We start from the raw sequence: 18,919 nt of genomic DNA, 5'->3' as shown, positions 1-18,919 counted from the left end.
GATGAGCCAGGCGGCGCAGAATCTGAACTGGTTGATCACCAACTTCGTGGACAACACCCCGGGGGTGTCGCACACGGTGGTGGTCTCCGCCGACGGCCTCCTTCTGGCCATGTCCGAGGGGTTCCCGCGGGACCGTGCCGATCAGTTGGCGGCGGTCGCGTCGGGGCTGACCTCGCTGACCGCCGGTGCGTCGCGCATCTTCGAGGGGGGTGCGGTGAACCAGACGGTGGTGGAGATGGAGCGGGGGTTCCTCTTCATCATGTCGATCTCGGACGGCTCCTCGCTGGCGGTGCTGGCGCATCCGGAGGCGGACATCGGTCTGGTCGGGTACGAGATGGCCCTGCTGGTGGATCGCGCGGGTACGGTGCTGACGCCGGACCTCCGCGCCGAGCTGCAGGGAAGTCTGCTCAACTAGTCCGCGCTCCCCCCCCCACACGAGCACTACAGTCCGCATCGTTGACCACATGCCTCGCTCGGAGGAGCCATGACCCCGCCGCCCGCCTCACCCGGTCCGTACGGTGGCCTGAACGACCACGCGCCGTACGGCGGTGAGGGCGACCAGCCGCTGGTGCGGCCGTACGCCATGACCGGGGGCCGTACCCGGCCGCGCTACCAGCTCGCCATCGAGGCGCTGGTGAGCACCACAGCCGACCCGGCGCAGCTCATGGGCCTGCTCCCGGAGCACCAGCGGATCTGCCACCTGTGCCAGGAGGTCAAGTCGGTGGCGGAGATCTCGGCGCTGCTCGCCATACCCCTGGGAGTGGCCCGTATTCTCGTCGCCGACCTGGCCGAGGCCGGGATGGTGGCGATCCACCAGCCGGGCAGCAGCAGCGAGCCCGGTGGCGCACCGGATGTGACACTGCTCGAAAGGGTGCTCAGTGGACTTCGCAAGCTCTAGCCCGCAGGCCGCCTACGGGGCCTCCTCGCCGCGTGCCACCACCTCCGCGAAGATCGTGGTGGCGGGCGGGTTCGGCGTGGGCAAGACGACCTTCGTGGGCGCCGTGTCGGAGATCAACCCGCTGCGCACCGAAGCCGTGATGACCGCCGCGTCCGCCGGAATCGACGACCTGACGCACACCGGTGGCAAGACCACCACCACGGTGGCGATGGACTTCGGCCGCATCACGCTGGACCAGGACCTGATCCTGTACCTGTTCGGTACGCCGGGCCAGGACCGGTTCTGGTTCATGTGGGACGATCTGGTGCGCGGTGCGATCGGCGCGGTGGTGCTGGTGGACACTCGCCGGCTGGCGGACTGCTTCCCGGCGGTGGACTACTTCGAGAACTCGGGTCTGCCGTTCGTGATCGCGCTCAACGGTTTCGACGGGCACCAGCCGTACACGCCGGACGAGGTACGCGAGGCGCTGCAGATCGGTCCGGACGCGCCGATCATCACCACCGACGCGCGGCACCGGGCGGAGGCGAAGAGCGCGCTGATCACGCTGGTCGAGCACGCGCTCCTGGCACGTCTGCGCTGATCCGGGCACGGCCTGCGCACGGCGGGCCGGCCTGCGTACGGTGGCCGCCCGGATCGCACAAGTCGCCGACGGCGACAGCGGGTTATGGATCAGTAGCCGGGACGGACCGGGCCCCGCGCCCGGCCCGTCCCGGCCTTCATAACGTTTCGACAGAGAATTGCGGAGCGGATACCACTCGCCGCGAGCACCTCGCTCCCCAGCGCGCACAAAATTTCAGCCTTTCGTCAATCTGTGGACCATATGCCCTTTTCCTCCCCGGTGTCCGCGTGTTATTCGCCACTGGTCCAGGTGTTTGGAAAGCTTCTGTCTGCCGTGCTGAAATTCGCTGAACTCAGCAGTAGTTACGGTTTCATCGAAGACGATGGGCTGAAGCCGAGAGGTTTGGTCGAGTGAGGCGAAGCAATCCGAGCTCCCCGCCCGGGGAGCCGCGTGGCAACTTCACGCCGCCGCAGCGCGCCGTGGAGGCGCACTCCGACCTGCCCGGAAACGGCGGGGAGTCGGGCAGCGGCGGCCGGTTCGCGGTGCGCAACTGGCGCGTGGCCACCAGACTGAACGCCATTCTCCTCATCCCCGTGCTCGTCGCCCTGGTCTTCGGCGGCTTCCGGGTGCAGGACTCCCTGGACACGCTGAACGAGGCGGAGGAGGCCAACCGCACCGCGGAACTGGTCCGCGCCGCCGCCACGTACGGCCACGCCCTGATCGACGAGCGCGACCGCACCGCCGCGCCGCTGCTGCAGGGCAAGACCGAAGACCCGGTGATCCAGGAGGTGCGCGGGGTCACCGACGCCGCGCGCGAGGAGTTCTACCGCCGCGTCGACCAGATGCCAGACCACCAGAACCTCAAACGCCGCCTCGACGCCTTCCAGAAGGTGGAGCCGAAGCTCGAGGAACTGCGGCAGGCCGCCTACACCGACCGGCTGAAGGGTGTGGAGACCGAGGAGGGCTACGTCCAGGTCCAGCACCCGCTGATGGAGTTCTCCAACGAACTGGGCCTGGGCACCGGCAACATCACCTCCTACGGCCGCAGCGTCTACGCCGCCTCCCTCTCCAAGGCCGCCGAGTCGCTGCAGCGCTCGATCGGCACCCACCTGCTGATCAAGCCCGGTCCGGGCGCGGCGGACAGGCAGCGGCAGCTCACCGCCTTCAGCTCCTACGCGTACCTGGAGAACATCGCGGTCGAGGAGTACCGCGGCGGTTCCTCCCCGGAGGACTGGGAGCTGCTGCAGGAGGAGATGGCCAAGGCCGGCGACGACGCCCGTGAGCGGCTCGCCGAGGCCGAGGAGGAGGCCGAGGCCGCCGGACGGGACTTCACCGCCCCGCCCGCGACCGACAAGATGATCCAGGCCATCGCCTCCGGAACCTCCCCCCAGAAGCTGCGGGCCGGCGGCATCACCGCCGAGAACTGGTACACCGCGGCCACCGCCAAGTTCAACGCCTACCGCGAGGTGGAGAAGGAACTCACCGACCGGGCGGTGAACGAGACGGCCCAGATCGCCTCGGACGCCAAGCGGGACGCCATCGTCAACTCCGTCATCGTGCTCGCCGCCCTGGTGATCGCCTTCGTGATCGCCGGGATGATGGCCCGCTCGATGAGCAGCAGCATGCGCAGGCTGCGCACCGCCGCCTTCGACATCGCCCAGCAGCGGCTGCCGATGCTGGTCGACCAGCTCTCCCGCACCGACCCGGGCAAGGTCGACACCCGCGTCAAGCCCATCCCGATCAACAGCCGCGACGAGATCGGCGAGGTCGCCCGCGCCTTCGACCAGGTCCACCGCGAGGCGGTCCGCCTCGCCGCCGAGCAGGCGCTGCTGCGGGGGAACGTCAACGCCATCTTCACCAACCTCTCGCGCCGCAACCAGGGCCTCATCGAGGGCCAGCTCGCCCTCATCACGGACCTGGAGAACAACGAGGCCGACCCGGACCAGCTGGAGAACCTCTTCAAGCTGGACCACCTGGCGACCCGTATGCGCCGCAACGGCGAGAACCTGCTGGTCCTCGCGGGCGAGGAGCCCGGCCGCCGCTGGACCCAGCCGGTGCCGCTGGTGGACGTGCTGCGCGCCGCCTCCTCCGAGGTGGAGGACTACGAGCGCATCGAGCTGTCCGGTGTCTCCGAGAGCGAGATCCACGGCGCCGTCGTCACCGACCTGGTGCACCTGCTGGCCGAGCTGCTGGAGAACGCCACCTCGTTCTCCTCGCCGCAGACCAAGGTCCGGGTCACCGCGACCAGGCTGCCCGACGGCCGGGTGATGATCGAGATCCACGACAAGGGCATCGGCCTGACCCCCGAGGACTTCGCCGACATCAACCACAAGCTGGCCAACCCGCCGACGGTGGACGCGGCCATCTCCCAGCGCATGGGCCTGTTCGTGGTCGGCCGGCTGGCCAGCCGGCACGGCATCCGCGTCCAGCTGCGCCCCTCCGGCGAGCAGGCGGGCACCACCTCGCTGGTCATGCTCCCGGAGGAGATCACGCACGGCGGCGGCGGCCAGGACGAGATCGAGGAGGACTTCACCGTCTCCCGGATCGTCCCGGAGCAGCCGAACGCGGCCCAGCCCGCGCACCACAACCAGCAGCGGCAGCTCTCCGCCGCCGATCTGGGCTTCGACGACTCCCGCTACGGATCCCAGGCCGGTTCGCAGGACGACTCCCCCCAGCACGACCCGGTCGGGCGTTCGCTGACGCGCGAGGAGCGGCGTGCGGCGCTGGAGTCCCAGCAGCCCCAGTACCAGCGGCAGGAGGGCGACTACGGCGACGGGCGGAACGCCCAGGAGCAGTACGCCTCCCAGCAGGCCCCCTACGACCCCGAGCAGACCGGCCAGTACGGCTCACAGGCCGGATTCCCGGAGGCCACCCCCTACGGGCAGGAGACGGGATACGGCCAGGGGTACCAGGACGAGTACGGGCAGCAGTACCGGCACAGCGGTGGATACGGCCAGGATTACCAGGAGGAGTACCGGCCGGACTACGGAGCCGGGTACGACGGTAACGGCTATGACGGGAACGGCTACGGCGCCGGACAGGGGCCCCTCCGGGATACGGAAACGGAATCCTTCCCCAGCGCTCCCGAAGACGGCCGCGAACGCGTAGGCTTCGATCGACCGGGGCGGACTTCGGATGCTTCCCCCACTGTGACCGGCGCAGGACTCCCGCGCCGGGAGTCGCGGAGGCAGCAGCCCGAGGAAGTCCCGGCCCCGCAGTACCAGCCGCAAGCGGAATCTCCGGAGGTGCCCCGGCAGGCGGATCGTTCCGACGATTCCGGCTGGCGCACGGCGAACGACGAGCGCTGGCAGCGGGCGGAGGGGCTCCGCGACCCCAAGGCCGGCGGAGTCACCCCTTCCGGTCTGCCCCGCCGCGTGCCCAGGGCCAACCTGGTCGAGGGCGCCGCGGAGCAGACACCCCAGGAGGGGGCCCAGGTCTCCCGCAACCCGGAGGACGTCCGCGGCAGGCTGAGCAACCTGCACCGCGGCGTCCGGCGGGGACGCACCGCGGGCGGCTCGGACAACACCCAGAATGACCGACCGGGCTTCGGCCCCGGCAGCACCTACGATCAGGAGCGTTAGTGTGAGCCCGATGAGCCAGGCGGCGCAGAACCTGAACTGGTTGATCACCAACTTCGTGGACAACACCCCGGGGGTGTCGCACACGGTGGTGGTCTCCGCCGACGGCCTCCTTCTGGCCATGTCCGAGGGGTTCCCGCGGGACCGTGCCGATCAGTTGGCGGCGGTCGCGTCGGGGCTGACCTCGCTGACCGCCGGTGCGTCGCGCATCTTCGAGGGGGGTGCGGTGAACCAGACGGTGGTGGAGATGGAGCGGGGGTTCCTCTTCATCATGTCGATCTCGGACGGCTCCTCGCTGGCGGTGCTGGCGCATCCGGAGGCGGACATCGGTCTGGTCGGGTACGAGATGGCCCTGCTGGTGGATCGCGCGGGTACGGTGCTGACGCCGGACCTCCGCGCCGAGCTGCAGGGAAGTCTGCTCAACTAGCAATACAGGCCGTGCGTATCGCGTCTCCGCGCCATAAGGTGCGGGGACGCGGTGGGCTAGCGGCACACGGAAGACGGCGGCCCGAGTGACATCAGGCAGTGGAGGAGGAGACGTGGCAACGCCCCCAGGCGGTCCCTACGGCGGTGAGCACCAGTCTCAGCCGCAGCACGACCCGCCCATGAAGCGCTACAACTTCCCCTCCGCCCCCAGCGGGCAGCACTGGCAGGAATCCCACTCCCAGCCCGGGCCGCAGCAGTACCCCCAGTACCAGCAGCCTCAGCAGCCCCACACTCCTCGTCCTCCCCACCCGAGGCAGGCCGAGGAGCCCCCGCGGCCCCGCCGAGCCCGGCAGGCGGCCGACGACAGCGGCGGGTCGTCGCCGCTGGTGCGGCCGTACGCCATGACCGGGGGCCGTACCCGGCCGCGCTACCAGCTCGCCATCGAGGCGCTGGTGCACACCACCGCGCAGCCCGCACAGCTCCAGGGGCAGCTCCCGGAGCACCAGCGGATCTGCCATCTGTGTTACGAGATCAAATCGGTTGCCGAGATCTCCGCACTTCTCTCCATTCCCTTGGGCGTCGCCCGTATCCTCGTGGCCGACCTGGCCGAGGCCGGCCTCGTCGCCATTCACCAGCCGGGCAGCAGCAGCGAGCCCGGTGGCCAGCCAGATGTGACACTGCTCGAAAGGGTGCTCAGTGGACTTCGCAAGCTCTAGCGGTGCAACCCGCTCCACCACCTCCGCGAAGATCGTGGTGGCGGGCGGGTTCGGCGTGGGCAAGACGACCTTCGTGGGCGCCGTGTCGGAGATCAACCCGCTGCGCACCGAAGCCGTGATGACCGCCGCGTCCGCCGGAATCGACGACCTGACGCACACCGCCGACAAGACCACCACCACGGTGGCGATGGACTTCGGCCGCATCACGCTGGACCAGGACCTGATCCTGTACCTGTTCGGTACGCCGGGCCAGGACCGGTTCTGGTTCATGTGGGACGATCTGGTGCGCGGTGCGATCGGCGCGGTGGTGCTGGTGGACACTCGCCGGCTGGCGGACTGCTTCCCGGCGGTGGACTACTTCGAGAACTCGGGTCTGCCGTTCGTGATCGCGCTCAACGGTTTCGACGGGCACCAGCCGTACACGCCGGACGAGGTGCGCGAGGCGCTGCAGATCGGTCCGGACGCGCCGATCATCACCACCGACGCGCGGCACCGGGCGGAGGCGAAGAGCGCGCTGATCACGCTGGTCGAGCACGCGCTCATGGCACGTCTGCGCTGAACACGTCCGAGCCGGGCGGCCGGGAGACTCTTCTCCCCGCTTCCCATCGCTACCCCGGAGCGACACCTCCACACATGCGCACGGCAGGGCCCCGCACACCGCGAGTGTGCGGGGCTTACCCTTGAGTGTCATCTCCCACCCGCGATCAACGAGGGGCAGCACCACCCGTGCGCATCGCCAGATTCTCCATCGACGGCAACGTCGCGTTCGGAGTCGTGGAAGGGGACGCCACCAGCGGCGACGGCCTCGTCCTCGACATCATCAAGGGCCACCCCTTCGCCGAGTTCGAGCGCTCGGGCAAGAGGGTCCCCCTGGACAAGGTGCGGCTGCTGCCGCCCGTGCTGCCGAACAAGGTGGTGGCCATCGGCCGCAACTACGCCGAGCACGCCGCGGAGATGGGGGGCGGGGTCCCCGAGGTGCCGGTCGCGTTCTTCAAGCCCTCCACCTCGGTGATCGGCCCCGGCGACCCGATCGTCTACCCGTCCTTCTCCCGCGAGGTGCACCACGAGGCCGAGCTGGCCGTGGTCATCGGCCGGATGTGCAGCCAGGTGCCCCGGGAGCGGGTGGCGGACGTGATCCTCGGCTACACCTGCGCCAACGACGTCACCGCCCGCGACGTCCAGCGCACCGAGTCCCAGTGGGCCCGGGCCAAGGGCTTCGACAGCTCCTGCCCGCTGGGCCCGTGGGTGGTCACCGACGTGGACCCGGCGGACCTGGCCGTCATGTGCACCGTCAACGGCGAGCAGCGCCAGCTCGGCCGCACCGGCCAGATGGTCCGCTCGGTGGAGGACCTGGTCGTCCACATCACCGAGGCGATGACCCTGCTCCCCGGGGACGTCATCCTCACCGGCACCCCGGCGGGCGTCGGCCCCATCAACGTCGGCGACGAGGTCGCCGTCACCATCGAAGGCATCGGCACTCTCACCAACAAGGTGATCAAGCGTGGCTAGCGCATCTGACGTACGCGTACGGTTCTGTCCCTCGCCGACCGGCAACCCCCATGTGGGCCTGGTCCGCACCGCCCTGTTCAACTGGGCGTTCGCCCGGCACCACGGCGGCACCCTGGTCTTCCGCATTGAGGACACCGACGCTGCCCGCGACTCCGAGGAGTCCTACGAGCTGCTGCTGGAGTCGATGCGCTGGCTGGGCCTGACCTGGGACGAGGGCCCCGAGGTCGGCGGCCCGTACGCCCCCTACCGCCAGTCGCAGCGCATGGACGTCTACGCCGACGTCGCGCGGAAGCTGATGGAGGCCGGCCACGCCTACCGCTGCTACTGCACCGCCGAGGAGCTGGAGGAGCGCCGCGAGGCCGCCCGCGCGGCCGGGAAGCCCTCCGGCTACGACGGCAAGTGCCGCACCCTCACCGAGGAGCAGAAGGCCGCGTACGAGGCCGAGGGCCGCGCCTCGATCGTCCGCTTCCGGATGCCGGACGAGACGATCACCTTCACCGACCTGGTCCGCGGCGAGCTGACCTTCACCCCGGAGAACGTCACCGACTACGGCATCGTCCGCGCCAACGGCGCCCCGCTGTACACGCTGGTCAACCCGGTCGACGACGCCCTGATGGAGATCACCCACGTCCTGCGCGGCGAGGACCTGCTCTCCTCCACACCGCGCCAGATCGCGCTGTACCGGGCGCTGGCGGAGATCGGAGTGGGCAACGGGAGCACCCCGCGATTCGGGCACCTGCCGTACGTGATGGGAGAGGGCAACAAGAAGCTCTCCAAGCGCGACCCGCAGTCCTCGCTCAACCTCTACCGCGAGCGCGGCTTCCTCCCCGAGGGCCTGCTCAACTACCTCGCCCTGCTGGGCTGGTCGATCGCCGAGGACCGCGACATCTTCTCGCTGGAGGAGATGGTCGCCGCCTTCGAGATCGGCGACGTCAACGCCAACCCGGCACGCTTCGACCTCAAGAAGTGCGAGGCCATCAACGCCGTCCACATCCGGGACCTGGACACCAAGGAGTTCGTCGCCCGCTGCGAGCCGTGGCTGACCGCCCCGCACGCGCCGTGGACGCCCGAGAGCTTCGACCGCGCCGCCTTCGAGGCGCTCGCGCCCCTGGCACAGACCCGCCTGACGGTCCTGTCCGACATCACCGCCAACGTCGACTTCCTCTTCCTGGACGAGCCGGTCGAGGACGAGGCGGCCTGGAACAAGGCCATGAAGCCCGGCGCGGACGCCCTGCTGCGCACCGCGCGGGCCAAGCTCGCCGAGGCCGAGTGGAACGCCGAGGCCCTCAAGGCGGCCGTCCTGGCCGCCGGCGAGGAGCACGGGCTGAAGCTGGGCAAGGCCCAGGCCCCGGTCCGTGTGGCGGTCACCGGACGCACCGTCGGGCTGCCCCTGTTCGAGTCCCTGGAGGTCCTGGGCCGGGAGCGCACCCTGGCCCGCGTGGACGCCGCCCTGACCAAGCTGGAGACCGCCGCCGCACAGGCGTGAGCCGTCCATGACGCCCCCCGTTCCCGGTGCGAACACCGGGAACGGGGGCGTCAACGGCTGTGGCCGCTCCTTCGGGAGCGGCCACAGGGGCCTGGGGCAGCGGTATGCCCCGTCTTCGCCCGCCGGGCCCGGCCTCACCGGCGGCACGGCGCTTGCGCCGGAGCGGCCGCCGTGGTCACGTTCCGTACGGGAGCGGTGCCGGTGGCGGGTGTTCCCGGCAGCCGGCGACCCGGCGGGAACTCGTTTTGGAGCACGGGCTTCGATCGGGTAATGTTCTTCCCGTCGCCAGGCGGAACGGGCCGAAAGGCCGGAGACGCAAGGCGGTCACCAGGACGAAAAGTTCCGCAAGAGCTTGAGTTCCGGTGGGGTATGGTGTAATTGGCAGCACGACTGATTCTGGTTCAGTTAGTCTAGGTTCGAGTCCTGGTACCCCAGCGCGATCTTCCCAGCGAGATCCAAGCCCCCGTTGTGTAGCGGCCTAGCACGCCGCCCTCTCAAGGCGGTAGCGCCGGTTCGAATCCGGTCGGGGGTACTCGGTCCTTCGGGACCGCTGCTGGGGCCCCCGTTGTGTAGCGGCCTAGCACGCCGCCCTCTCAAGGCGGTAGCGCCGGTTCGAATCCGGTCGGGGGTACGGACGAGGAAAGGCCCTCCGCTTCGGCGGAGGGCCTTCTCCGTTGCGTCTGCGTCTCCACCTGTGTCCGCGTCGCCCCGGCGGGGCCCGGCGGCCGGGCCCCGATCCGTCCGGCGTTCAGCCGCCGTTGCGGCGCAGGGCCTCGGTGAGGCGGCCGGCGGCCTCCACGATCGCCTGGGCGTGCATCCGGCCGGGGTGGCGGGTCAGGCGCTCGATCGGGCCCGAGACCGACACCGCGGCCACCACGCGGTTGGACGGACCGCGTACCGGAGCCGAGACCGAGGCGACGCCGGGCTCGCGTTCGCCGATGGACTGGGCCCAGCCGCGCCGCCGCACACCCGAGAGGGCCGTCGCCGTGAAGCGGGCGCCCTGCAGTCCGCGGTGCAGCCGCTCCGGCTCCTCCCAGGCCATCAGGACCTGGGCCGCGGAGCCGGCCTTCATCGGGAGGGTGGAGCCGACCGGCACGGTGTCCCGCAGTCCGGACAGCCGTTCCGCCGCGGCGACGCAGATGCGCATGTCTCCCTGGCGGCGGTAGAGCTGGGCACTCTCCCCGGTGACGTCGCGCAGGTGCGTGAGCACCGGACCCGCCGAGGCGAGCAGCCTGTCCTCGCCCGCGGCGGCGGCCAGCTCGGCCAGGCGCGGACCCAGGATGAAACGGCCCTGCATGTCGCGGGCCACGAAGCGGTGGTGTTCCAGTGCCACCGCGAGCCGGTGCGCCGTGGGGCGCGCGAGCCCGGTCGCTCCGACCAGCCCGGCGAGGGTGGCCGGACCGGACTCCAGAGCGCTCAATACCAGAGCCGCCTTGTCGAGTACGCCGACGCCGCTAGAGTTGTCCATGCAACGATATTCGCGTCTCACATTACGAAACGCAAGTTCAATTTCCCCGGGAACCCGCCAAGCTGGGGTGACAGTCGCCACCCCGCTCGTGCGGGGACGGCGGCACGGATGTCGAGACGAGGCCGGCAGTGCGGCCGGTCGGAGGGAAAGCGATGGGACGGACACTCGCGGAGAAGGTCTGGGACGACCACGTCGTCCGGCGCGCGGAAGGCGAGCCCGACCTCCTCTACATCGACCTGCACCTGCTGCACGAGGTCACCAGCCCCCAGGCGTTCGACGGGCTGCGCAAGAGCGGACGCCGGGTGCGGCGCACCGACCTCACCATCGCCACCGAGGACCACAACACCCCCACCCTCGACATCGACAAGCCCATCGCCGACCCCGTCTCGCGCACCCAGCTGGAGACGCTGCGCAAGAACTGCGCGGACTTCGGGGTGCGGCTGCACCCGCTGGGCGATGTCGAGCAGGGCGTCGTCCACGTCGTGGGACCGCAGCTGGGACTGACCCAGCCGGGCATGACGGTGGTCTGCGGCGACAGCCACACCTCCACGCACGGCGCCTTCGGCGCGCTGGCGTTCGGCATCGGCACCAGCCAGGTCGAGCACGTCCTGGCCACCCAGACCCTGCCGATGGCGCCCTTCAGGACCATGGCGATCACGGTCAACGGCGAGCTGCCCGAGGGGGTGACCGCCAAGGACCTCATCCTGGCGATCATCGCCCGGATCGGCACCGGCGGCGGGCAGGGCTATGTGATCGAGTACCGCGGCGAGGCCATCGAGAAGCTGTCGATGGAGGCGCGGATGACCATCTGCAACATGTCCATCGAGGCCGGCGCCCGCGCGGGCATGATCGCCCCGGACGAGACCACCTTCGCCTATCTCGCCGGGCGCGAGCACGCGCCGAAGGGCGCCGACTGGGACGCGGCCGTGGAGTACTGGCGGACCCTGCGCACCGACGACGACGCCGTCTTCGACCACGAGGTGGTCATCGAGGCGTCCGAGCTGGCGCCGTTCGTGACCTGGGGCACCAACCCCGGCCAGGGCGCGCCGCTGAGCGCGAGCGTGCCGGACCCGGCCTCCTTCACCGATCCCAGCGAGAAGCTGGCCGCCGAGAACGCGCTGAAGTACATGGGGCTGGCCGCCGGGCAGCCGCTGCGCGAGATCGCCGTGGACACCGTGTTCGTCGGCTCGTGCACCAACGGCCGCATCGAGGACCTGCGCGCGGCCGCCGCCCTGCTCCGGGGGCGGAAGGTCGCCGACGGGGTGCGGATGCTGGTGGTGCCCGGCTCGGTACGGGTGGCGCTCCAGGCCGTCGAGGAGGGTCTGGACAAGGTGTTCACGGAGGCCGGCGCCGAGTGGCGGCACGCGGGCTGCTCGATGTGCCTGGGAATGAACCCCGACCAGCTCAAGCCCGGCGAGCGCGCCGCGTCCACCTCCAACCGCAACTTCGAGGGCAGGCAGGGCAAGGGCGGCCGTACCCATCTGGTCTCCCCGCAGGTGGCCGCCGCCACCGCGGTCCTGGGCCACCTGGCCTCGCCCGCCGACCTGTCCGACGCAACCGAGCTCGCGGGAGTCTGAGGAAAGCCATGGAAGCCTTCACCACCCACACCGGCCGCGCCGTCCCGCTGCGCCGCTCCAACGTCGACACCGACCAGATCATCCCCGCGCACTGGCTGAAGAAGGTCACCCGCGACGGCTTCGAGGACGGTCTGTTCGAGGCCTGGCGCAAGGACGGGGAGTTCGTGCTCAACCGGCCGGAGCGGCAGGGCGCCACCGTGCTGGTGGCCGGACCCGACTTCGGCACCGGCTCCTCGCGCGAGCACGCCGTCTGGGCGCTGCAGAACTACGGCTTCAAGGCCGTGATCTCCTCCCGCTTCGCCGACATCTTCCGCGGCAACTCGCTGAAGAACGGCCTGCTGACCGTCGTCCTGCCGCAGCGGACCGTGGACGCGCTGTGGGAGCTGACGGAGGCCGACCCGACGGCCGAGATCACCGTCGACCTGGTGGAACGCAAGGTCACCGCGCCCGGCGTCGAGGCGGACTTCGAACTGGACGAGAACGCCCGCTGGCGGCTGCTGGAGGGGCTGGACGACATCAGCATCACCCTGCGCCACGAGGAGGACATCGCCGCCTACGAGGCGAAGCGCCCCTCCTTCAAACCGCAGACGCTCGCCGTCTGACGCACCGGTGCCCTGGCGCCCTGGCGCCCTGACGTCCGGCGTCCGCCCGGTGCGGCGGGCGCCCGCCGCGCACTTTTCGAGCGCCCCCGGCTCCACGAGCCGGGGGCGCTCGGGCGTACGGGCGGGGACAGAGGGGAGGGCAAATCCCGCCCCGCGTCGCGCAGTTGCCTCACCCGTACGTGTCCGTCCGCGGCGTGTTGGGGCCGACCGGGGTGACAACTCACCTCCAATGGCACAATCGGAACATGGAAAGCGACGGCCAACTCCCCCTCTACGACCTCGTCGCCGTCCGACTGAAGGAGGCGCACGCCATGGTGCGCGCGCTGCAAGTGCCCGATGACGTACGGGCGGCGCTCTCCCGCAGGCTCCTGGCCGTCACGGCGGCGGCGAAGCACGACCTGGCCGGCGCGGCGCGACGGCTGGAGTGTCTGGTGGAGGACATCGAGGCGGGTAACGGCCCCTTCCCCGGAGAACGGGAAGACCGGCGCGTGGATCGAAGTGCGTGATGGTCTATTTCGTTGCGACACAAGGGTGATTCGCACGTTTCGCGTTTGATTTGCGGTAAATATCTGCCTAACGTGCGAAAAAGCTTGGACAGATTCGTTCCGGCAATGCCTCCGAAGGGGAAGACGTGAACAAGGCGCAGCTCGTTGAAGCAATTGCCGACAAGCTCGGCGGACGACAGCAGGCCGCCGACGCGGTCGACGTGGTGCTGGACGCGATCGTCCGCGCGGTCGTCGCCGGCGACCGGGTCTCGGTCACCGGTTTCGGCTCGTTCGAGAAGGTGGAGCGTCCGGCCCGCTACGCCCGCAACCCGCAGACCGGCGAGCGCGTCAGGGTCAAGAAGACCTCCGTTCCGCGTTTCCGTGCCGGCCAGGGCTTCAAGGACCTGGTCAGCGGCGCCAAGAAACTCCCCAAGGGCGGCGAGGTGGCCGTGAAGAAGGCTCCCAAGGGCAGCCTCTCGGGCGGGACCGGCGCCACCACCCGCAAGGCGGCCGCGAAGAAGGCCGCGGCCAAGAAGGCGGCCCCGGCGAAGAAGACCACGGCGGCGGCGACGAAGAAGGCCGCGGCCAAGAAGACCACCGCGAAGAAGACCACGGCCAAGGCCACCCCGGCGAAGAAGACGGCGGCGAAGAAGACCACGGCCAAGAAGACCACGGGAAAGAAGAGCGCCGGGAAGGCCGTCGCCAAGAAGGCACCGGCCAAGAAAGCCCCCGGCCGCAGGACCTCGGCGCGCAAGAGGGCGGCGACCCGCGGGAAGTGAACCGGGCACACGGACATGCGGTGACCGCGCCGGGCCGGACTCCAGGGGAGCCCGGCCCGCGGTCCGTTCGAGGGCCGCGGTCCGTGAGCACCCGGCCCGTCCGCGCCACCGCCCGGCCGGGCCGGGCGGGCCGTCCGCCCTGCCCGGCCGCCCGGCTCGTCTAGGCTCGGCGCCATGCAGGCCACCGCGTACACCTATGACCCCGCGACCCGCAGCGGCAGCGTGCTCCTCGACGACGGCACGCCCCTTCCCTTCGACGCCGAGGCGTTCGACGCGGGAGGTCTGCGGCTGCTGCGCCCGGGCCAGCGGGTGCGGATCGAGACCGAGACGGGGAACGGGGCCGAGACCGGGACCGGCGCCGAGGGCGGGCGGCGCCGGATCACGCTGGTGACGCTGCAGACGTTCTGAGCGTGTGCGGGCCCACTCCCAGGGCCAGCGCCGCGGCCAGGTCCGCACCGGTGTCCACGTCCCGCCGGACGCTGTCCACCCCGGACAGCGTGATCTCCACGGCGCCGGAGCGCAGATGACGGGCGCGCGAGGCGCCTCCGAAGGCCGGGGCCAGGGCCGCGCCGCCGGACGCGGCGAGCAGCGTGGTGCCGATCCCGGCCGCGTCGGCCAGGAAGGCCCGGCGATGCGCCCGCGCCGCGTCCAGCACCCGGGCCAGCTCCGCGGGACGCAGTGCGGGCAGGTCGGCGTTCAGCGCGGCCACCGGAGCGCCGGGGCGCTCCGGCCGTACGACCGCCTCACCGTGCTCCAGCGCGGCGTTCAGCCCGGCACCCGGCGCGTCCGGCACGATCCGCGCCCCCAGAGCGGCCAGTTCCGCCCCCGCGTGCGGATCGTCCGTGACGATCACCACATCCTCCACCGCCGGACAGCCCAGCGCCGCGGCGACGGTGTCCTGGGCGAAGGCCAGGGCCAGCCCGGACCGCAGCTCCCTCCCGGCCGCCGGGACCAGCCTGCTCTTCGCCAGCGCCAGGGGCTTGAGGGGCACCAGCAGGGTCCAGCCCCGGGCCGCCGCGGCCTGCGCCGTGTCGTCGCGATGCATCGGCACCATTCTCACCCACCGCCGGAGCCGCCCGGGGCTTTGCGGGGTTACGGTGTGCTCGACAGGGCGACGGCCCGGGGCGACACTTGTGCGGTTGTTCCCGGCGGCGCGTGTGCCGCAGCAGGCAAGAGGAGATGGTGTCCGGGTGTCCCGCCGCAGAATCGGCTTCTGGTACCGCTTTGCCGCGGTTTTGGCGAAACCGCCCCTGGTGGTGCTGTTCAAGCGGGACTGGCGCGGAATGGAGCATATTCCGGAAGAGGGCGGATTCATCACCGTGGTGAATCACAACTCCTATCTGGACCCCCTCTCCTACGCCCACTACCAGTACAACACCGGCCGCGTCCCCCGTTTCCTGGCCAAGGACTCCCTGTTCAAGGGCGGATTCGTCGGCGCGGTGATGCGCGGCACCGGGCAGATCCCCGTCTACCGCGAGACCGCGGACGCCGTGAGCGCCTTCCGCGCCGCCGTCGAGGCGATCGACAGGGGCGAGTGCGTGGCGTTCTACCCCGAGGGCACCCTCACCCGCGACCCGGACATGTGGCCGATGGAGGGCAAGACCGGCGCCGCCCGCGTCGCCCTGCTCACCAGGGCGCCCGTCATCCCCGTCGCGCAGTGGGGCGCCAACGAGGCCGTGCCGCCGTACGCGGGGATCAAGAAGATCCGGCTCTTCCCGCGCAGGACGCTGAAGGTGCTGGCCGGGCCGCCCGTCGACCTGTCGCGGTTCTACGACCGCGAACCCACCGCGGAACTGCTGCGCGAGGTCACCGACGTCATCATGGACGCGATCACGCAACTGCTGGCCGAGGTGCGCGGCGAGCCCGCGCCCGCCCAGCGATACGACCGCCGCCGGGCGCTCGCGCAGGGCCGCCGCCGCGAGACAGCCGCGAGGGCGGCCGCGGGCGGCGAGCCCGCGGGGCGCGGCGCCGGTGAGGAGAACGCCGCCGGCCTGAACACCGTCGGCCGCGCGGCAGCCGAGGGAGAGAGCGCGTGACGCGAGTCGCCGTCTACGGCACCGGATCCTGGGGCACCGCCTTCGCGATGGTGCTCGCCGACGCCGGCTGCGAGGTGACCCTGTGGGGCCGCCGCGCGGAGCTGGCCGAGGCGGTCAACACCACCCGCACCAACCCCGACTACCTGCCGGGGGTCGTCCTCCCCGAGGCCGTGCGCGCCACCACCGACCCCGCCGAGGCCGCGGCCGGGGCCCGGTTCGCGGTGCTGGCCGTGCCCTCCCAGACCCTGCGCGGCAACCTCTCGGCGTGGCGGCCGCTGCTGCCGCCGGACACCGTGCTCGTCTCCCTGATGAAGGGCGTCGAACTCGGCACCGCCAAGCGGATGAGCGAGGTGATCGAGGAGGTCGCAGGGGCCGGCCCGGACCGGATCGCCGTGCTGTCCGGCCCCAACCTGGCCCGCGAGATCGCCGAGCGGCAGCCCGCCGCCTCCGTCGTCGCCTGCCGCGACGAGGAGGTGGCCCGCAGACTCCAGGCCGCCTGCCACACCCCCTACTTCCGCCCCTACACCAACACCGACGTCGTCGGCTGCGAACTGGGCGGGGCGGTGAAGAACGTCATCGCGCTGGCGGTCGGCATCGCCGACGGCATGGGCCTGGGCGACAACGCCAAGGCCTCGCTGATCACCCGCGGCCTGGCCGAGACCACCCGGCTCGGTCTGGCCATGGGCGCCGACGCGCACACCTTCGCGGGCCTGGCGGGTCTGGGAGACCTGGTCGCCACCTGCTCCTCGCCGCTGTCGCGCAACCACACCTTCGGCGCCAACCTCGGCAGGGGCATGACCCTGGCGGAGACCGTCGCGGCGACCCGGCAGACCGCCGAGGGCGTCAAGTCCTGCGAATCGGTGCTGGACCTGGCCCGGCGGCACGACGTCGACATGCCCATCACCGAGACCGTCGTCGACATCGTCCACGACGGCAAGCCGCCGCTGGTCGCCCTCAAGGAACTGATGTCGCGCAGCGCCAAGGCCGAGCGCCGCTGACCGCCCGCCACCGTCACGTCAGGTAATCTCGCCCGGATATGAGCAGCCAGTCCTTCCCCCCAGGCCCCCAGACGCCCCCGCCGGCCGGCCGGCGGCCGCGCGTCGCCGTCGTCTTCGGCGGCCGCAGCTCCGAACACGGGATCTCCGTGGTCACCGCGGGCGCCGTACTGCGCGCCATCGACCGCAGCGCCTACGACGTCCTGCCCATCGGCATCACCGCCGACGGCCGCTGGGCGCTGACCGCCGACGACCCCGAGCGCATGGCGATCGCCGACCGCGCGCTGCCGAGCGTGGAGCAGCTCGCCGAGTCCGACACCGGCTCCGTGCTGCTGCCCTTCGAGCCGCACAACCGCGAGGTCGTCTACAGCGAGCCGGGCTCGGTGCCCAAGGTGCTCGGGGAGGTCGACGTCGTCTTCCCCATGCTGCACGGCCCGTACGGCGAGGACGGCACGCTCCAGGGCCTGCTGGACCTGGCCGGAGTGCCCTACGTCGGCTCGGGCGTGCTGGCCTCGGCGGTCGGCATGGACAAGGAGTACATGAAGCGGGTCTTCACCTCCTTCGGGCTGCCCGTCGGTCCCTACACGGTGGTCAGGCCGCGCGAGTGGGAGCAGGACGAGAAGGCCGCGCGGAAGAGGGTCGTGGACTTCGCCGCCGACCACGGCTGGCCGGTCTTCGTCAAGCCCGCCCGGGCCGGGTCCTCCTTCGGCATCACCAAGGTCGAGGACCTGTCGGGCCTGGACGAGGCGATCGCCGAGGCGCGGCGCCACGACCCCAAGATCATCGTCGAGTCGCTGCTGCGCGGCCGTGAGATCGAGTGCGGCGTCCTGGAGTTCGAGGACGGCCCGCGCGCCAGCCTTCCGGCCGAGATCCCGCCGGCCACGGCCCACGACTTCTACGACTTCGAGGCGAAGTACATCGACTCGGCCGAGGGACTGGTGCCCGCCCCGCTGACCGGGGAGCAGACCCGCGAGGTCCAGGAGCTGGCGGTGCGCGCCTTCGACGCGGCCTCCTGCGAGGGACTGGTCCGCGCGGACTTCTTCCTGCTGGACAGCGGCGAGTTCGTCATCAACGAGATCAACACGATGCCCGGCTTCACGCCCATCTCCATGTACCCGCGGATGTGGGAGGCCAGCGGAGTCGGCTACCCCGAGCTGGTCGACCGCCTCATCAGGGCCGCCCTGCGCCGCCCGACCGGCCTGCGCTGACCCGGTCGCCCCGGCGGCGCGGGGCGCGGGCCCGTGAGGGGAGCGCGGGTCCGGAGCGGACGCGCCGGGACGTCACAGAGGCTTCTCCGGGACGGCCTCCCGCACCGCGCCGGCGAGGTCGACCAGGGCGTTGACCTCGGGCGCGTACGCGTCGGGGACCGCCACCCGCACGAAGACCTCGCGTCCGAGGAGGGTGAACCGGTGGCCGCCGTCCCGCTCCTCCAGCAGCCAGGAGACCCCGTTCACCTCCACCGCCTCGGTGGCGGGGTTGTAGTGTTCACTGCCGGGTGTGAGGACCTCGGGCCGCGGTACCCCGCAGCTCAGTTCGATCGCGGGTTCGCCCCACACGGCGGCGAACCGCGTCTCGGGCTCGATCTCGCCCCGGGGCTGCCCGTCCACCTCCTCGGGCAGCGCGTCGTACAGCTCGCGGCAGATGCCGGCGGCCGCGCCCGTCGGGCTCGGCACGGGCGGACCGGGGCGGTCGCCGCCGGACGCGCAGCCGGCCGCCGCGGCGAGCACGGCGAGCACGGCGGCGGGCGCACGGAGGGCGGACGGCAGGGACCGGCGGGGCGGGAAGCTCACCGGACGAGCATACGG

Annotated in this window: 20 protein-coding genes and 3 tRNA genes; 20 read left to right on the top strand and 3 right to left on the bottom strand. The window is 71.3% G+C overall.

What is annotated here, in order from left to right:
- The first annotated feature begins 1 nt into the window (after position 1).
- The 12 genes from QPK52_RS07270 to QPK52_RS07215 all read left to right on the top strand — a co-directional run bounded on the left by QPK52_RS07270 (position 2) and on the right by QPK52_RS07215 (position 9,803).
- Positions 2–415, top strand: coding sequence for a roadblock/LC7 domain-containing protein (locus tag QPK52_RS07270; protein WP_026057603.1), 414 nt, complete (start codon positions 2–4; stop codon positions 413–415).
- A gap of 69 nt (positions 416–484) precedes the next feature.
- Positions 485–898 carry a DUF742 domain-containing protein gene (locus tag QPK52_RS07265; protein ID WP_101255539.1) on the top strand — a complete coding sequence of 138 codons (414 nt, stop codon included), beginning with the start codon at positions 485–487 and terminating at the stop codon, positions 896–898.
- Positions 879–1,478: a GTP-binding protein gene (locus QPK52_RS07260; protein ID WP_410536266.1), complete on the top strand. Its 600-nt coding sequence runs from the start codon at positions 879–881 to the stop codon at positions 1,476–1,478. The genes QPK52_RS07265 and QPK52_RS07260 overlap by 20 nt, the downstream gene beginning before the upstream one ends.
- Positions 1,479–1,867: 389 nt before the next feature.
- The gene (locus tag QPK52_RS07255) at positions 1,868–5,038 is read left to right on the top strand and encodes a nitrate- and nitrite sensing domain-containing protein (RefSeq protein WP_410536264.1); all 3,171 of its coding nucleotides are present in this window, start codon (positions 1,868–1,870) and stop codon (positions 5,036–5,038) included.
- Positions 5,039–5,048: 10 nt separating this feature from the next.
- Positions 5,049–5,462, top strand: coding sequence for a roadblock/LC7 domain-containing protein (locus tag QPK52_RS07250; RefSeq protein WP_026057603.1), 414 nt, complete (start codon positions 5,049–5,051; stop codon positions 5,460–5,462).
- A gap of 112 nt (positions 5,463–5,574) precedes the next feature.
- Complete coding sequence (locus tag QPK52_RS07245) at positions 5,575–6,177, top strand: DUF742 domain-containing protein (protein ID WP_410536262.1); 603 nt, start codon at positions 5,575–5,577, stop codon at positions 6,175–6,177.
- Positions 6,158–6,736 carry a GTP-binding protein gene (locus QPK52_RS07240; protein WP_165869416.1) on the top strand — a complete coding sequence of 193 codons (579 nt, stop codon included), beginning with the start codon at positions 6,158–6,160 and terminating at the stop codon, positions 6,734–6,736. The genes QPK52_RS07245 and QPK52_RS07240 overlap by 20 nt, the downstream gene beginning before the upstream one ends.
- A 167-nt stretch (positions 6,737–6,903) precedes the next feature.
- The gene (locus QPK52_RS07235) at positions 6,904–7,686 is read left to right on the top strand and encodes a fumarylacetoacetate hydrolase family protein (protein WP_410536260.1); all 783 of its coding nucleotides are present in this window, start codon (positions 6,904–6,906) and stop codon (positions 7,684–7,686) included.
- Positions 7,679–9,172 (top strand): glutamate--tRNA ligase, encoded by a 1,494-nt coding sequence (gltX, locus tag QPK52_RS07230; protein ID WP_410536258.1) that lies wholly within the window; start codon positions 7,679–7,681, stop codon positions 9,170–9,172. Before QPK52_RS07235 ends, gltX begins: the two co-directional genes overlap by 8 nt.
- A gap of 363 nt (positions 9,173–9,535) precedes the next feature.
- Positions 9,536–9,607 (top strand) — tRNA-Gln (locus QPK52_RS07225).
- Between the two features lie 24 nt (positions 9,608–9,631).
- Positions 9,632–9,704: transfer RNA gene (locus QPK52_RS07220), tRNA-Glu, on the top strand.
- Between the two features lie 26 nt (positions 9,705–9,730).
- A tRNA-Glu gene (locus QPK52_RS07215) sits at positions 9,731–9,803 on the top strand.
- Positions 9,804–9,920: 117 nt separating this feature from the next.
- On the opposite strand, the gene ndgR is transcribed toward QPK52_RS07215, so the two are convergent.
- Positions 9,921–10,640 (bottom strand): IclR family transcriptional regulator NdgR, encoded by a 720-nt coding sequence (ndgR, locus tag QPK52_RS07210; RefSeq protein WP_093662066.1) that lies wholly within the window; start codon positions 10,638–10,640, stop codon positions 9,921–9,923.
- Between the two features lie 152 nt (positions 10,641–10,792).
- On the opposite strand from ndgR, the gene leuC reads away from it, so the two are divergent.
- From leuC to QPK52_RS07185, 5 genes are all read left to right on the top strand, one after another.
- Positions 10,793–12,217, top strand: a complete 1,425-nt coding sequence (gene leuC / locus QPK52_RS07205) for a 3-isopropylmalate dehydratase large subunit (protein ID WP_410536256.1) — start codon at positions 10,793–10,795, stop codon at positions 12,215–12,217.
- 8 nt (positions 12,218–12,225) lie between these two features.
- Entirely contained in the window at positions 12,226–12,819 is a 594-nt protein-coding gene (gene leuD, locus QPK52_RS07200; RefSeq protein WP_410536255.1) for a 3-isopropylmalate dehydratase small subunit, read from the top strand.
- 245 nt (positions 12,820–13,064) lie between these two features.
- Complete coding sequence (locus tag QPK52_RS07195) at positions 13,065–13,325, top strand: hypothetical protein (RefSeq protein ID WP_410536254.1); 261 nt, start codon at positions 13,065–13,067, stop codon at positions 13,323–13,325.
- A gap of 125 nt (positions 13,326–13,450) precedes the next feature.
- Positions 13,451–14,083, top strand: a complete 633-nt coding sequence (locus tag QPK52_RS07190) for an HU family DNA-binding protein (RefSeq protein WP_410536253.1) — start codon at positions 13,451–13,453, stop codon at positions 14,081–14,083.
- A gap of 174 nt (positions 14,084–14,257) precedes the next feature.
- A complete protein-coding gene (locus QPK52_RS07185) occupies positions 14,258–14,491 on the top strand; it encodes a hypothetical protein (protein WP_410536252.1) in 234 nt (77 codons plus the stop codon).
- Here QPK52_RS07185 and cofC read toward each other — a convergent pair.
- Complete coding sequence (gene cofC / locus QPK52_RS07180) at positions 14,463–15,128, bottom strand: 2-phospho-L-lactate guanylyltransferase (RefSeq protein ID WP_410536251.1); 666 nt, start codon at positions 15,126–15,128, stop codon at positions 14,463–14,465. The two genes, QPK52_RS07185 and cofC, sit on opposite strands and share 29 nt — an antisense overlap.
- 145 nt (positions 15,129–15,273) lie before the next feature.
- Between cofC and QPK52_RS07175 the strand changes: the two genes are divergently transcribed.
- The 3 genes from QPK52_RS07175 to QPK52_RS07165 are packed head-to-tail and all read left to right on the top strand — an operon-like array spanning position 15,274 to position 18,322.
- Positions 15,274–16,119, top strand: a complete 846-nt coding sequence (locus tag QPK52_RS07175) for a lysophospholipid acyltransferase family protein (RefSeq protein ID WP_410536249.1) — start codon at positions 15,274–15,276, stop codon at positions 16,117–16,119.
- Positions 16,116–17,117: an NAD(P)H-dependent glycerol-3-phosphate dehydrogenase gene (locus tag QPK52_RS07170; RefSeq protein ID WP_410536247.1), complete on the top strand. Its 1,002-nt coding sequence runs from the start codon at positions 16,116–16,118 to the stop codon at positions 17,115–17,117. The genes QPK52_RS07175 and QPK52_RS07170 overlap by 4 nt, the downstream gene beginning before the upstream one ends.
- 38 nt (positions 17,118–17,155) lie before the next feature.
- Entirely contained in the window at positions 17,156–18,322 is a 1,167-nt protein-coding gene (locus QPK52_RS07165; RefSeq protein ID WP_410536245.1) for a D-alanine--D-alanine ligase family protein, read from the top strand.
- Positions 18,323–18,394: 72 nt separating this feature from the next.
- Here QPK52_RS07165 and QPK52_RS07160 read toward each other — a convergent pair whose 3' ends face one another.
- Positions 18,395–18,904 carry a DUF3515 domain-containing protein gene (locus QPK52_RS07160; RefSeq protein WP_410536243.1) on the bottom strand — a complete coding sequence of 170 codons (510 nt, stop codon included), beginning with the start codon at positions 18,902–18,904 and terminating at the stop codon, positions 18,395–18,397.
- Positions 18,905–18,919 lie beyond the last annotated feature (15 nt).

The organism is Streptomyces sp. KL2, assembly GCF_046529545.1.
GTDB lineage: Bacteria > Actinomycetota > Actinomycetes > Streptomycetales > Streptomycetaceae > Streptomyces > Streptomyces radiopugnans.
The sequence above is the reverse complement of the archived record's forward strand: the minus strand, read 5'-3'. Positions and strand labels throughout refer to the sequence as shown.

What these genes read in the sequence shown, in the direction of transcription:
- QPK52_RS07265 (WP_101255539.1), top strand. Translation starts at nt 485, where the DNA reads ATGACCCCGCCGCCCGCCTCACCCGGTCCGTACGGTGGCCTGAACGAC.
- QPK52_RS07250 (WP_026057603.1), top strand. Translation starts at nt 5,049, where the DNA reads ATGAGCCAGGCGGCGCAGAACCTGAACTGGTTGATCACCAACTTCGTG.
- leuC (WP_410536256.1), top strand. Translation starts at nt 10,793, where the DNA reads ATGGGACGGACACTCGCGGAGAAGGTCTGGGACGACCACGTCGTCCGG.
- QPK52_RS07270 (WP_026057603.1), top strand. Translation starts at nt 2, where the DNA reads ATGAGCCAGGCGGCGCAGAATCTGAACTGGTTGATCACCAACTTCGTG.
- leuD (WP_410536255.1), top strand. Translation starts at nt 12,226, where the DNA reads ATGGAAGCCTTCACCACCCACACCGGCCGCGCCGTCCCGCTGCGCCGC.
- QPK52_RS07195 (WP_410536254.1), top strand. Translation starts at nt 13,065, where the DNA reads ATGGAAAGCGACGGCCAACTCCCCCTCTACGACCTCGTCGCCGTCCGA.
- QPK52_RS07165 (WP_410536245.1), top strand. Translation starts at nt 17,156, where the DNA reads ATGAGCAGCCAGTCCTTCCCCCCAGGCCCCCAGACGCCCCCGCCGGCC.
- QPK52_RS07185 (WP_410536252.1), top strand. Translation starts at nt 14,258, where the DNA reads ATGCAGGCCACCGCGTACACCTATGACCCCGCGACCCGCAGCGGCAGC.
- ndgR (WP_093662066.1), bottom strand. Translation starts at nt 10,640, where the DNA reads ATGGACAACTCTAGCGGCGTCGGCGTACTCGACAAGGCGGCTCTGGTA.
- cofC (WP_410536251.1), bottom strand. Translation starts at nt 15,128, where the DNA reads ATGCATCGCGACGACACGGCGCAGGCCGCGGCGGCCCGGGGCTGGACC.